This is a genomic window from Stenotrophomonas sp. 59 (assembly GCF_030291095.1).
GTDB lineage: Bacteria > Pseudomonadota > Gammaproteobacteria > Xanthomonadales > Xanthomonadaceae > Stenotrophomonas > Stenotrophomonas maltophilia_Q.
The window spans coordinates 4,573,758-4,586,205 of the sequence record NZ_CP127408.1 but is presented as its reverse complement, the minus strand read 5'-3'; the positions used below and the strand labels follow the sequence as shown (position 1 = coordinate 4,586,205).

Here is a 12,448-nt window from a genome sequence, read left to right as displayed (position 1 = left end):
GAGCCATGCTCGACTGCTTTCGATAGGCACCCCGTGAGCCGAGCATGGCTCGACTCTACAGAGGGGCGCCGGGCCATGCCCGGCGGCGTCCTTATTTCGCGATCAACGCGTTGCGGCGGCTGTACAGGAAGTACAGCACCAGGCCCGCCACGTTCCACAGCAGGAAGTACAGCTGGGTGCTGTGCGGCAGGCTGAGGAACAGGTAGATGCAGCCCAGCGCGGCCAGCGGGCCGACCACGAAGGCCAGCGGCGTGCGGAACGTGCGCTCGCGGTTCGGCTCGCGCAGGCGCAGCACCACCAGGCAGATGCCGACGGCCGTGAACGCGGCCAGGGTACCGGCGTTGGCCAGCGCGGCGATCTCGTCCAGGCGCGCCACACCGGCCAGCGCCGACACCACCACCGCGGTGAACAGCGTGGTCGCCACCGGCGTGCCGGTGCGTGCGTTGACCTTGGACAGGCCGCGCGGCAGCAGGCCATCGCGGCTCATCACGAAGAAGATGCGGCTCTGGCCGTACAGGAAGGCCAGCAGCACCGTCGGCAGGGCGATGATCGCGATCACGCCGATCACCATCGCCGCGGTCGGATGGCCCAGCTGGCGCATGATCAGCGCCAGCGGCTCGGCGCTGTGTCCGAACACGGCGTAGCTCATCGCACCCACGGCGGCCAGCGCCACCAGCACGTAGACGATGGTGCAGCCGATCATCGAACCGATGATGCCGATCGACAGGTCGCGGCCCGGGTTCTTGGTTTCCTCGGCGGCGGTGGAGATCGCATCGAAGCCGTAGAAGGCGAAGAAGATGATCGCCGCTGCCGCCATCACGCCATGCTCGACGCCATCGGGGCCCATCGACTTGGCGAAGCCATACGGCATGAACGGCTGCAGGTTGTTGCTGTCGAAGGCGGGCAGGGCCACCGCCACGAAGATGGCCAGCGCGATCAGCTTGAACACCACCAGGATGGCGTTGAGGGTGGCGCTTTCCTTGGTGCCGGCCATCAGCATGCCGGCCACCAGCCAGGTGATGATGATCGCCGGCAGGTTGATCATGCCGCCTTCCACGTGCGGGCCGGCGGCCAGCCAGGCCGGCAGGTGCACGTTCCAGCCGAACTGGGTGTGGACCCATTCGAGGAAGCCGACGAAGTAGCCGGACCAGCCCACCGCCACCGTACTCACCACCAGCGAGTACTCCAGGATCAGGCTCCAGCCCACCACCCAGGCGAACACCTCGCCCAGCGCGCTGTAGCTGTAGGTGTAGGCGCTGCCGGCGGCCGGCATCATCGTCGACAGCTCGGCGTAGGACAGTGCCGCGCAGGCGCAGACTGCGCCGGCGATGGCAAAGGAGATCAGCACCGCCGGGCCGGCCAGGTTGGCGCCGACGCCGATCAGCGTGTAGATGCCGGTGCCGACGATGGCGCCGATGCCCAGCGCGATCAGGTGTGGCCAGCTGAGCGTCGGGATCAGGCGCCTGCCGGCTTCATGGACGGTGACGGAATCTAGGGACTTGCGCCGGAACAGGGACATGCAGGCCTCGGAAGGGGTGACTAAGAACGACAAGTTCCCGAGTGTGACCGAACGCAGCGCAGCATTACCACTGACGGGGGTCATGCATGGCGGGGCGCGCGCTGCACCCCGGCCACGCTGCCGGAATCGGCACAATCCGGCGGGAGCCACCGGTGTGCGTTTGCCCCGGCCGCTGCTACGACTCGATGTTGGCCATGCCACTGACCGAATAGCGTTCACCCGCAGCGGCATGCAGCGGGAAGGCTGCATCCAGTGCGTCCAGCATGGCCGCATCCAGCTCTACCTGCAGCGCACCGAGGTTCTCGTCCAGTCGTGCCCGCCGCGTCGTGCCCGGGATCGGTACGATGTGCTCGCCGCGCGACAGCACCCAGGCCAGCGCCAGCTGCGAGGCGGCGATGCCGCGTTCGGCGGCCAACGCCTGCACGGTGTCCACCAGCGCCAGGTTGCGCTGGAAGTTCGCGCCTTCGAAGCGGGGCGAGGTACGCCGGTAATCATCGGCGTCGAAGTCATCCGGGCTGCGGATGGCGCCGGTCAGGAAGCCACGGCCCAGCGGCGAATACGGCACGAAGCCGATGCCCAGTTCCGCCGTGGTGGCCAGCACCCCGTTCTGCTCCGGCTCGCGCGACCACAGCGAGTACTCGCTCTGCACCGCGGTGATCGGGTGCACCGCATGGGCGCGGCGGAGGGTGGCCGCGGAGGCCTCGGACAGGCCAAGCCAACGCACCTTGCCCTGTTCCACCAGGCGTGCCATCGCACCTACGGTGTCCTCGATCGGCACGGTCGGGTCGACGCGATGCTGGTAGTACAGGTCGATGTGGTCCACGCCCAGCCGGCGCAGGCTGGCCTCGCAGGCGGCCTGTACATAATCCGGGTGGCCGTTGACCTGCCGCCCCTTCGGGTCAGCCGGGTCCAGGCCGATGCCGAACTTGCTGGCCAGGAACACCTGGTTGCGGCGCCCGGCGATCGCGCGGCCGACCAGCACCTCGTTGGTGTGCGGGCCATACACATCGGCGGTGTCGAGCAGGGTTACGCCTCGGTCCAGCGCGTGCCGGATGACGGCAATGCCGTCATCGTCACTGCCACGGCCGCCGTAGTAGGCGCTCATGCCCATGCAGCCCAGGCCGAGGGCGGACACGGTGGGGCCGGCAGGGCCGAGAGTACGGGTCTTCATGCGGATCTCCTTGGGGGAAGGCGCCACGCCTGGAGGGGCAGCGGCGAGGGGCACAGCATCCTTCACGCCATCATGTGGATAAACTGCGTGCCACCGGACTTACCTTGAAGGCTGGCTTCACAATGGATGCCTCCGTCCCCCTCACCGCTGTGGTCGCCTTTGTCCACGTGGCCGAGCATGCCAGCTTTACCCGCGCCGCCGATGCCTTGGGCGTGTCGACCTCGGCGTTGTCGCAGAGCGTGCGCGCGCTGGAAGCGCGGATGGGCGTGCGCCTGCTGCAGCGGACCACGCGCCGGGTGAGCTTGACCGAACACGGCGCGCGTTTCCTGCAGCGGGTGCGTGGCGGCCTGGACCAGATCGACCAGGCCTTTGCCGAACTGGACAGCGCACGCTCGGTGCCTGCCGGACGGCTGCGTGTGACCCTGCCGCGCATCGTCGCCGACCGCATGGTACTGCCGCGGCTCCCCGATTTCCTTGCGCGTTACCCGCAGGTGCAGGTGGAACTGTGCGTCGACCCGGCGCTGACCGATCTGGTGGGCGAGGGCTTCGACGCCGGCATCCGCCTGGGCGAATCACTCGCACAGGGCATGATCGCGGTGCCGGTCGGGCCACCCGAGCGGCAAGTGGTGGTGGCCACGCCGGTCTATTTCGAACGCCATGGCGTGCCGCAGACCCCGCATGACCTGCAGGGCCACGCCTGCATCGTGCACCGCTTGGCCAATGGGCGGCTGATGCCCTGGGAGTTCAGCCGCGAAGGCCACGACCTGGACGTGGAAGTGAGCGGGCGGCTGGTGTTCAACGATGCCGGCGTCGCCCATCACGCCGTGCTGGCGGGGCTGGGCATGGCCCAGGGTTTCGCCTCGCTGATGGCCGACGACATCGCCGCTGGGCGACTGCAGAGCGTGCTGCGGGACTGGCAGCCGCCATTCCCCGGCTTCCACCTGTACTACCCCGCGCGCGAGCAGATGGCGCCCAAGCTGCGGGTGTTCATCGATCACCTGCGCGAGGGAATGCATGATTCGCAGCCCTGGTAGACGCCACCCTTGGTTGGCGGCCATCGCGTCGGCTCAGTCGAGCCCGCCCGACGCGGCGGTCGGCGGCTCGGCGCCCGGCCAATGGCAGCCGTCTTCCTGCCAGGCCTCGGGGTCATCGTGGAAGGCGGTGGTGCGGCCGTCGCGGGCGCGTTCGTAGCTCAGGTCCAGCACCAGCGCGCCCTGGGTGCTCAACCGGTAGCGGCCGTTGAGGCGCCCGTCGATGCGTTCTTCCCAGACGCTGTCGAACTGGTAGGGGCGATCTTCGGCCAGCACCGTGGTCTCCATCGAAACCCGGCGCAGGGTCAGGCGCTCACGCTGGCCGGCGTAGCGCACATCGGCGCCGCCGCCCGCCAACCAGCGCCATTCCAGATGGATGCGATCATTGCGACCACCGCTCAGGCAGCGATGGTCCTGCACGGTGGCGGCCGAGGCAGTACCGGCCATCAACAGCAACGCGCCGACTGCGGCCCGCCAGGCCTTCACCCGTTCAACCCCAGCCGGATGCCGAACCCCACCAGGAACAGACCGGCCACGCGGCGCAGCGCATCGCTGATGCGCGGATGTTGGATCAGCCGGCGACGGGCCAGGTTGCCCACGCCGATCAGCATCGAGCAGTAGGCGATGCTGACCACCAGGATGATCCCGGCCAGCGCCGCGAAGGTGGCGATGCCCTGGTGCGCTTTCGGATCGATGAACAACGGCAGGAACGCCATGTAGAACAGGATCGCCTTCGGGTTGAGCAGGCTGACCAGGATCGCCTGCTGGAAATAGCGGCCGGGCTGCATGCGGATCGGGCCAGCGTCACCGCCCTCGTGCTTCGGCGTGCGCAGCAGGCTGATGCCCACCCACACCAGGTAGGCCGCACCCAGGTACTGCACGGCATGGAACACCAGCGGGTTGGCCTTGAGCAGCGCAGCCACGCCGGCCAGCGCCAGCCACATCAGGATCTGGTCACCGACCAGCAGGCCGGCCAGCGCCGTGTAGCCACCACGCACGCCACCTCGGCCGGTGGCGGTCAGCAGGGTGAAGGTGCCGGGGCCGGGCAGGGCGAGGAACACCAGCACGGCGACCAGAAACGTCCACAGGTCCTGGATGCCCATCCACGGCATGTCGATGTTCTCTCTTACGGGGGGCCGCCATTGTCGGCCAGCACCGGGGCGGGCAACAGGGGGCCGGCGAGTCCATCGGGCATGCCAGACAGCAGCGGTTGCAGGTGCTGGCGCAGCTGCGCGTGCAGCTGCCGCACCGCCGGCGAGAACTGCTTGCGATGCGGGCACACCAGCTGCAGTGGAATGTGGCTGCCGACGCCGTCGAGCAGCAGCTGCAGGCGCCCGGCCAGCACATCTTCGCGCAGGTCCAGCCAGGATTTGTAGGTGATGCCTTCGCCCGCCACCGCCCAGCGCCGCACCACGTCGGCGTCGTCGCAGACCAGCGGGCCGCGAACCGGGATCACGGTGCGGCGCCCTTCGACCTCGAACGACCAGCGATCGTAGGCGCGGCCACTGAGCTGGTAGACCAGGCAATCGTGCTCGCGCAGTTCGTCCAGGCGCACGGGCGTGCCCCGTCGCCGCAGGTAATCGGGCGAGGCTGCAAGTACACGACGGTTGCCTTCGAGCAGGGGCAGGGCCACGTAGTTGGCGTCATCGAAGTGGCCGATGCGGATCGCCACATCAACCGGATCGCGGAACACGTCGGCCACTTCATCGGACAGCCGCAGGTGCAGGCGCAGCCGTGGATGTGCGGCTCGGAATGCGGTCAGCCACGGCAGCAGCAGGTTGCGACCGAAGTCCGACGGCGCCGACAGCTGCAGGGTGCCGTGCAGTTCGGCGTCCTCGCCCTGCACGCGGGCCTGCCCTTCGCGCAGGGTGGCCAGCACCTCCTGTGCATACGGCAGGTACAGCGCGCCCTCGCCGGTCAGGCGCAGGCTGCGGGTGGTGCGCACGAACAGGCGCAGGTCCAGTTCGCGTTCCAGCCGCGCCACGGCAGCAGCGACCTGGCCGGGCAACAGGTCGGCCTCGCGGGCGGCCTGCGAGAAGCTGCCCAGCGCGGCCGTGCGGACGAACAACTGCAGGTCGTCGAAGCGGATCATCTTCATCGCCGGAGTGAAAGTGCTGCCCGATTCTGCGCCTTTCTGAGCGACCGTGCGCGGCGCAACCTGTCCACTCCTTCCCCACTGGACCGCTGACATGCGCGCCATTGCCTACACCCACGCCGGCCTGCCGATCGACGACGCCCGGGCCCTGATCGACATCGAACTGGAACTGCCGCAGCCCGGTCCGCGCGACCTGCGGGTGGCGGTGCGCGCGGTGGCGGTGAACCCGGTCGACACCAAGGTGCGCCGCGGCGTGGCCACCGACGGCCCGCGCGTACTGGGCTGGGATGCGGTCGGCATCGTCGACGCGGTGGGCAGCGAGGTGACCCTGTTCCAGCCCGGCGACGCTGTCTACTACGCCGGCGTGATCGACCGGCCGGGCAGCAATGCCGAATACCAGCTGGTGGACGAGCGCAGCGTCGGCCGCAAGCCGGCCAGCCTCGATGATGCCGCTGCCGCAGCGTTGCCGCTGACCGCGATCACCGCCTGGGAGCTGCTGTTCGACCGCCTGCGTATTCCCGAGGGCGGTGGCGAGGGCCAGACCCTGCTGGTGATCGGTGCCGCCGGTGGCGTCGGCTCGATCCTGGTGCAGCTGGCGCGGAAGCTGACGAAACTGACGGTGATCGGCACCGCATCGCGCCCGGATACCCAGGACTGGGTGTATGCGATGGGCGCGCACCACGTGATCGACCACAGCCAGCCGCTGGCCGAAGGCCTGGCACGGCTGGGCATCAGCGAGGTGCAGCATGTGGCCAGCCTGACCCATTCCGACCAGCACTACGCGCAGATCGTCGAGCTGCTGGCGCCGCAGGGCCAGTTCGGCCTGATCGACGACCCCGGCCAGGTGGATGTGATGGCGCTCAAGCGCAAGGCGCTGTCGCTGCACTGGGAATCGATGTTCACCCGCCCGCTGTACAAGACCGCGGACATGCAGCGCCAGCATGAGCTGTTGAACCGGGTGGCCGAGCTGATCGATGCCGGCGTGCTGCAGACCACGCTGGGCGAGCACTTCGGGCGCATCGACGCGGCCAACCTGCGGCGCGCGCATGCGCTGCTGGAAAGCCACCGCGCCAAGGGCAAGATTGTGCTGGAAGGCTGGTAACACCAGGCCTTTCCTGCGTCGTTGGGGTCAGATCCCTTTCCCTTTGGGAAAGGGATCTGACCCCTGCCTCAGGCCACGCCGTTGTCGACGTGTTCGGCGAAACCGGGCTGCTGGCGCAGGCGTTCGAACCAGGCCTTCACGTTTGGCAGTGTGGGTTTTCCGCCGGGCGTGCTGCGCCAGCGCTGGGTCGACAGACCAAGCACGATATCGGCGAGGGTGAAGGTGTTGCCCGCCACGTAGCCATCGGTAGCGGCCAACTGCGCGTCGAGCACGCCCATCAGCCGGTTCCACTGCGCCAGGCTGGCCTCGGCACGGGCGTCATCCGGGTAGTCCGGATGTTGCCGCACCCGCGCCATGAACACGGGTCGCCAGGCACTGTTGAGATCGCTGGCCTGCCAGTCCATCCACTGCTCCACCCGCGCACGGGCCTGCGCCGCAGCGGGCAGCAGGTCGTCACGGCCGGCGCGGGTGGCCAGGTAGCGGCAGATGCTGTTGGACTCCCACAGCACGAAGTCGCCATCGCGCAGGACCGGTACCTGCCGGTTCGGATTCAGTGTGGCCAACAGGTCTGCCGGTGGCGCAGGCTCGTGGTGCAGGGGCAGATCCAGCCCCGCGCACAGCCACAGCACCTTGCGCACGTTGATGGAGGTGGGCTTTCCGTACAGAGCGAGCATGGTTCCGGCGCAGCAGCTGAGACTCCGCCAGCCTACACTTGCCCCATGCAAACCGAATATCTGCTCATTGGCGGCCTTCTGTTGGCCGTGCTCATCCTGCAGCTGGTCGCCCTGCTGCGCCGCCCACCGCACGACCGCCTGGAACAGGCGGTGCGTGAGGAGGCGCGCGCCGGGCGCAGCGAACTGCGCGAACAGCTCGATGGTTTTGCCCGCGCGCTGACCGACCTGTCCACCCGCACCGACCAGCGCCTGGACCTGCTGCGCGAGGCGCTGGGCGAGGACGCCCGGAAGGCGCGTGCCGAGGCGGCGGAGAGCCAGCAGCGTGGCGCCGCACTCATGGGGCAGCGCCTGCAGGAACTGCGCGGCCAGCTGGAAACCTTTGGCCAGCAGCAGGAAGCGCGCATCCACGCGTTCGGCCAGCAGCTGCAGGAACTTACCGGGCGTACCGACACCCAGCTGGGCGCGCTGCGCCAGACACTGGTGGACGATGCGCGCAAGGGCCGTGAGGAAGGTGCGCAGTCGCAGCAGCGCCTGACCGAAAGCCTTGGCCTGCGCCTGCAGGAACTGACGCAGCGCAACGAACAGCGCATCGCCGAGATGCGCGCCACGCTGGAAGAGCAGCTGCGCGCGCTGCAGAACGACAATGCGCAGAAACTGGAGCAGATGCGCCACACCGTGGACGAAAAGCTGCAGTCGACGCTGGAAACGCGCCTGGGCAACTCCTTCAAGCTGGTTTCCGAGCGCCTGGAGCAGGTGCAGCGCGGCCTTGGCGAGATGCAGCAGCTGGCCACCGGCGTCGGCGATCTCAAGCGTGTGCTGACCAACGTCAAGAACCGTGGCAGCTGGGGCGAAGTACAGCTGGAGAACATCCTCGAACAGACGCTCACCCAGGAGCAGTACGCGCGGGCTGTGAAGGTACGCCCGGACAGCGGTGAGATGGTCGACATCGCCGTGCGCCTGCCGGGCCGCAGCAGCGACGATACCCCGGTGTGGCTGCCGATCGACTCCAAGTTCCCGCGCGAAGACTACGAGCGGCTGCTGGATGCGCAGGAACAGGGCGACGCCGAGGGCGTGCGCCTGCAGGGCATCCAGCTGGAGCGCGCGGTACGCGTGCAGGCCAAGTCGATCTGCGACAAGTACATCGCGCCGCCGCATACCACCGACTTCGCGGTGATGTTCCTGCCCACCGAAGGCCTGTACGCCGAAGTGATCCGGCGCCCGGGCCTGGTCGACCTGCTGCAGCGCGAGCATCGCGTGGTGGTGGCCGGGCCGACCACCGTCACCGCCCTGCTCAACAGCCTGCAGATGGGCTTCCGCACGCTGGCCATCGAGCAGCGCTCCAGCGAGGTGTGGAGCCTGCTGGGCGCGGTGAAGAGCGAGTTCGGCAAGTTCGCCGGCATCCTCGAGAAGGCCGAGAAGCAGATCACCACGGTGGGCCGCAGTATCGGCGAGGCCAGCCGCAAGACGCGCACCATCGAACGACGCCTGCGCGGCGTGGAGTCGCTGGCGTCCGAGCAGGCGCAGTCCCTGCTGGGTGACCTGGCCGATGCTGATGCCGCGGCCGAGGACGAAGGCAACGACGGCGACGAAGCCTGAGCTACGTCGACACGCCGCCTGCATCGTCGATGCGTATGCTGGCGGCCTGTCCGCTTCGATCAGGTACCGCCATGCGCCTGCGCCTCTGTACCAGCCTCGTCCTGACCGCGCTGCTTGCCGCCTGCGGCAGTGCGCCGCCGGTTGCGGACACGCCGGCGCCTGCTGGCGCGGCGACCACGCCCGAAGCGGCCGAGGCCTACCGCGAAGCGCGCGATGTGGACTGCCAGGCCGCGGGCGGTACCCTGCAGCGGCTGGGCCGGCTGCAGCGCGAACAGTGCGTGATTCCTTACGCCGACGCCGGCAAGGCCTGCAGCCGCAAAAGCGACTGCACCGGCCAGTGCCTTGCCAGCGGCGAAGCGGCGGCTGGCAGCGCCGCCACCGGCACCTGCCAGCGCGATGTACGCCAGAACTTCGGCTGCCGCCAGCGCATTGATGAGGGCAAGGCGCAGGGCACGATCTGCGTGGATTGAATCCTGCCTGTAGAGCCGAGCCCACGCTCGGCTGCTGTGGCATCAGCCGAGCGTAGGCTCGGCTCTACAACCGCGTGCGCGGCGCTATGCTGGTGGGCCATTCCCCGCCGTAGCCGGAGCCCCCGCGTGAGCACCCCGATCCAGGACATTTCCCTCACCACCATCGACGGCCAGCCGTCCTCGCTTGCCGATTACCAGGGCAAGGTACTGCTGCTGGTCAACGTCGCCTCCAAGTGCGGCCTGACCCCGCAGTACGAAGGCCTGCAGGCGCTGTATGCGGAAAAGCACGCGCAGGGCCTGGAAGTGCTGGGCTTCCCCGCCAACAACTTCCTCGGCCAGGAGCCGGGCAGCGAAGCGGAGATCCAGCAGTTCTGCCAGCTCACCTACGATGTCAGCTTCCCGATGTTCTCCAAGATCAGTGTGGCTGGTGACGACACCCATCCGCTGTACCAGCAGCTGACCGCTGCGCAGCCGCAGTCGATCGGCGAAGGCCCGCTGCGCGAGCGCCTGGCCAGCAAGGAGATTCCGATCCACGCTGCGCCGGCAGTGCTGTGGAACTTCGAGAAGTTCCTGGTCGGTCGCGACGGCAAGGTCATCGCCCGCTTCGCCCCGGACGTGGCGGCTGATGACGCGCGCCTGCGCGAGGCCATCGAGGCCGCGCTGGCGGCCTGATCGGCCGGGGTCGGATCCCTTTCCACGGGAAAGGGCTCCGACCCCACCCGCAACGCCAACGAAAAACCCCGCCGAGGCGGGGTTTTTCATGCATCGCTGCTAGGACTCAGTGGGTCCACTGCGGCATCGGCATCGCATCGACCGGAATCGGCGAGTTGGCATCGTCGTGGCCACGGTCGCGCTTGCTGCGCAGATCGTTCTCGATCTGGTAGTTGCGGCGCTGCATCCACGCATCGCGCACCAGCGAGTACTCGTCCACGGCGGTGTCACGCAGGTCGTCGATCGCCAGCAGCTGCGCGCGGGTATCGACCAGCTGCAGGCCCTGCAGGCCGATGCGGACCTTGTCCTCTTCGATACGGCGGATCGGCGACAGCGGGATGTCGCCGGCCAGGCCGAACACGTCGCGCACGGTACGCGGGCCGAAGAACGGCAGTTCCACGTAGCGCGAACGACGCCAGCCCCAGGCACCCAGGGTCTGGCCGAAGTCTTCATTGCGGCGCGGCACCATCGCCTTGCTGGCCGGATCGAACAGGCCACCGATGCCCAGCGTGCTGTTCATCAGGAAGCGGCCGAGGCTGTCCCATGCATCGGCACCGCGGCCCTGCAGCAGCTGGTTGGTGATGGTTACCGGCGCGCGCAGGTTGCTGAAGAAGTTGCTGACGCCGGTGCGGGCGAAGCGCGGCACCACGTGGGTATAGGCGGTGGCCAGCGGACGCGCGACGCCGCGGTCGACCGCGTTGTTGAACTTGTGCACCTTGCGGTTGAACGGTTCCCACGGGTCGTAGGCCGCCGCGTTGGTGGTGTTGCCGGCACCGCCATAGAGGGCATCGAAGTCATCATCGCCACCGGGCGCGGTGGCTGCTGCGGTCTTCGCTGCACTGCTGTCGCCGCTGTCGGTCGGCGCAGCCGGCGACGATGCGGCAGCAGCCGGCGGATTGGCCACGGGTGCGACCGGTGCAGCGTCAGCTGTGCCTGCATCGGTGGCCGCGGCGGCGGGCGAGGTGGTGGTACTGGCCGGAACCAGGGTGCCGGCCGCGGGTGCATCGCTGCGCGCGGGCTTGCCGGCACAGGCGGTGAGGGCGGTGGCCAGGACGATCAGGGGGAGGGTGCGCACGACGTTCATGTCAGCTCGCAGCAGAAGTAGCGTTGAAATCCAGGTTGGGCGACAGCCGATAGGCCGCGCTCAGTTCGTTGTAGCCAGCCGGCGCGCCGGTGATCACCAGCGGATGGCCGGCCTTGCGCGCACGTGCTGCCAGCTCGGCCAGCAGGGCCAGGCCGGCGCTGTCCACGCGCTCGACTTCGCCCAGCTCCAGCCGTGCCAGTTTTGCCGGCAGGGCCTGCAGCTGCGGCCATAGCGCGATCACCGCGGCGCGGTCGAGCACCCCGCGCAGGCGCAGGGTGTCGCCTTCCAGCAGTGCCAGTGCGTTACTTGCCATTGCCCGCGGGCCCGGCCTGCATGCTGCCGCTGTGCAGTTCGCTGGCCACCTGCTTGATGCCCTTCTGGCGCAGCGGGGTGTCGAACTGGTTGCGGAACGTCTGCACGTAGGAGATGCCTTCGATGTTGACGTCGAAGATCTTCCACTGGCCGTTCACGTTGCGCATCCAGTATTCGACCGGGGTCGGCTCGCTGCCGGCACGCACCAGTTCGGTGCTCACGCGCACGCCGCGGTTGCCCGGCAGCGGGCTTTCACCCTTCAGGCGGAAGCTCGGCTTGCCCTGGATGTTGAGCAGGGTCGAACCGTAGCGCTGCATCAGGCTGTCGGCCATGGCATCGGCGAACAGCTTGATGTCGGCATCCGAGGCGCCGCGGGCGTGCGGGCCCAGCACCAGGCGTGCCGCATAGTCGCGGTCGAAGGTGCGGTTCAGTTCGCTGTCGATGTAGTTGCGCAGGCTGGCCGGGTTGCTGCCGAACTCGCTCCTGCGCTGCTGCAGGGTGGTGAGGATGCGCGTGCTGGCATCGATCACCACCTTGCCGGCCTGGCCCTGCGTCGCGGCAGCGGCGGGAGCGGCGGCCTGGGCCTGGGCGAGGAACGGAGTAGCTGCCAGCAGCGCCGAGGCGAGCAGGGCCGGGATCAGTTTCGTCTTCATGGTTGCGGTTCCGTTGCAGGCGCCTGCGCG

14 protein-coding genes are annotated in these 12,448 nt (G+C 68.6%); 5 read left to right on the top strand and 9 right to left on the bottom strand.

Annotated features, from left to right (window positions below):
* Nucleotides 1–91: 91 nt before the first annotated feature.
* Both QP552_RS20885 and QP552_RS20880 read right to left on the bottom strand, forming a co-directional pair.
* Nucleotides 92–1,519, bottom strand: a complete 1,428-nt coding sequence (locus tag QP552_RS20885; protein ID WP_111113448.1) for an amino acid permease — start codon at nucleotides 1,517–1,519, stop codon at nucleotides 92–94.
* Between the two features lie 175 nt (nucleotides 1,520–1,694).
* A complete protein-coding gene (locus QP552_RS20880; protein WP_286074603.1) occupies nucleotides 1,695–2,690 on the bottom strand; it encodes an aldo/keto reductase in 996 nt (331 codons plus the stop codon).
* A gap of 122 nt (nucleotides 2,691–2,812) precedes the next feature.
* Between QP552_RS20880 and QP552_RS20875 the strand changes: the two genes are divergently transcribed.
* A complete protein-coding gene (locus QP552_RS20875; protein ID WP_286074602.1) occupies nucleotides 2,813–3,724 on the top strand; it encodes a LysR family transcriptional regulator in 912 nt (303 codons plus the stop codon).
* Nucleotides 3,725–3,757: 33 nt separating this feature from the next.
* On the opposite strand, the gene QP552_RS20870 is transcribed toward QP552_RS20875, so the two are convergent.
* From QP552_RS20870 to QP552_RS20860, 3 genes are read right to left on the bottom strand one after another with little or no spacing between them, the layout of a single operon-like run.
* Nucleotides 3,758–4,207, bottom strand: coding sequence for a hypothetical protein (locus QP552_RS20870; RefSeq protein ID WP_286074601.1), 450 nt, complete (start codon nucleotides 4,205–4,207; stop codon nucleotides 3,758–3,760).
* Complete coding sequence (gene leuE / locus QP552_RS20865; protein WP_005411716.1) at nucleotides 4,204–4,833, bottom strand: leucine efflux protein LeuE; 630 nt, start codon at nucleotides 4,831–4,833, stop codon at nucleotides 4,204–4,206. The genes QP552_RS20870 and leuE overlap by 4 nt, the downstream gene beginning before the upstream one ends.
* Nucleotides 4,834–4,847: 14 nt before the next feature.
* Entirely contained in the window at nucleotides 4,848–5,819 is a 972-nt protein-coding gene (locus tag QP552_RS20860; RefSeq protein ID WP_111113452.1) for a LysR family transcriptional regulator, read from the bottom strand.
* Between the two features lie 91 nt (nucleotides 5,820–5,910).
* Between QP552_RS20860 and QP552_RS20855 the strand changes: the two genes are divergently transcribed.
* Nucleotides 5,911–6,918, top strand: a complete 1,008-nt coding sequence (locus QP552_RS20855; protein ID WP_286074600.1) for a zinc-binding alcohol dehydrogenase family protein — start codon at nucleotides 5,911–5,913, stop codon at nucleotides 6,916–6,918.
* Between the two features lie 68 nt (nucleotides 6,919–6,986).
* Here the strand turns inward: QP552_RS20855 and QP552_RS20850 are convergent, their stop codons facing one another.
* Entirely contained in the window at nucleotides 6,987–7,592 is a 606-nt protein-coding gene (locus QP552_RS20850; protein WP_286074599.1) for a glutathione S-transferase N-terminal domain-containing protein, read from the bottom strand.
* 45 nt (nucleotides 7,593–7,637) lie between these two features.
* Here QP552_RS20850 and rmuC point away from each other — a divergent pair, with 45 nt between their 5' ends.
* From rmuC to QP552_RS20835, 3 genes are all read left to right on the top strand, one after another.
* Nucleotides 7,638–9,188: a DNA recombination protein RmuC gene (rmuC, locus tag QP552_RS20845; protein WP_111113455.1), complete on the top strand. Its 1,551-nt coding sequence runs from the start codon at nucleotides 7,638–7,640 to the stop codon at nucleotides 9,186–9,188.
* Between the two features lie 71 nt (nucleotides 9,189–9,259).
* Nucleotides 9,260–9,658, top strand: a complete 399-nt coding sequence (locus tag QP552_RS20840; RefSeq protein ID WP_286074598.1) for a hypothetical protein — start codon at nucleotides 9,260–9,262, stop codon at nucleotides 9,656–9,658.
* A gap of 126 nt (nucleotides 9,659–9,784) precedes the next feature.
* Entirely contained in the window at nucleotides 9,785–10,330 is a 546-nt protein-coding gene (locus tag QP552_RS20835) for a glutathione peroxidase (protein ID WP_010487473.1), read from the top strand.
* 106 nt (nucleotides 10,331–10,436) lie between these two features.
* Here the strand turns inward: QP552_RS20835 and QP552_RS20830 are convergent, their stop codons facing one another.
* The 3 genes from QP552_RS20830 to QP552_RS20820 are packed head-to-tail and all read right to left on the bottom strand — an operon-like array spanning nucleotide 10,437 to nucleotide 12,418.
* Entirely contained in the window at nucleotides 10,437–11,453 is a 1,017-nt protein-coding gene (locus tag QP552_RS20830) for a VacJ family lipoprotein (RefSeq protein ID WP_286074597.1), read from the bottom strand.
* 1 nt (nucleotide 11,454) lies between these two features.
* Nucleotides 11,455–11,766, bottom strand: a complete 312-nt coding sequence (locus QP552_RS20825) for an STAS domain-containing protein (protein ID WP_099554185.1) — start codon at nucleotides 11,764–11,766, stop codon at nucleotides 11,455–11,457.
* Nucleotides 11,756–12,418: an ABC transporter substrate-binding protein gene (locus QP552_RS20820; protein ID WP_286074596.1), complete on the bottom strand. Its 663-nt coding sequence runs from the start codon at nucleotides 12,416–12,418 to the stop codon at nucleotides 11,756–11,758. The genes QP552_RS20825 and QP552_RS20820 overlap by 11 nt, the downstream gene beginning before the upstream one ends.
* Nucleotides 12,419–12,448: the final 30 nt, after the last annotated feature.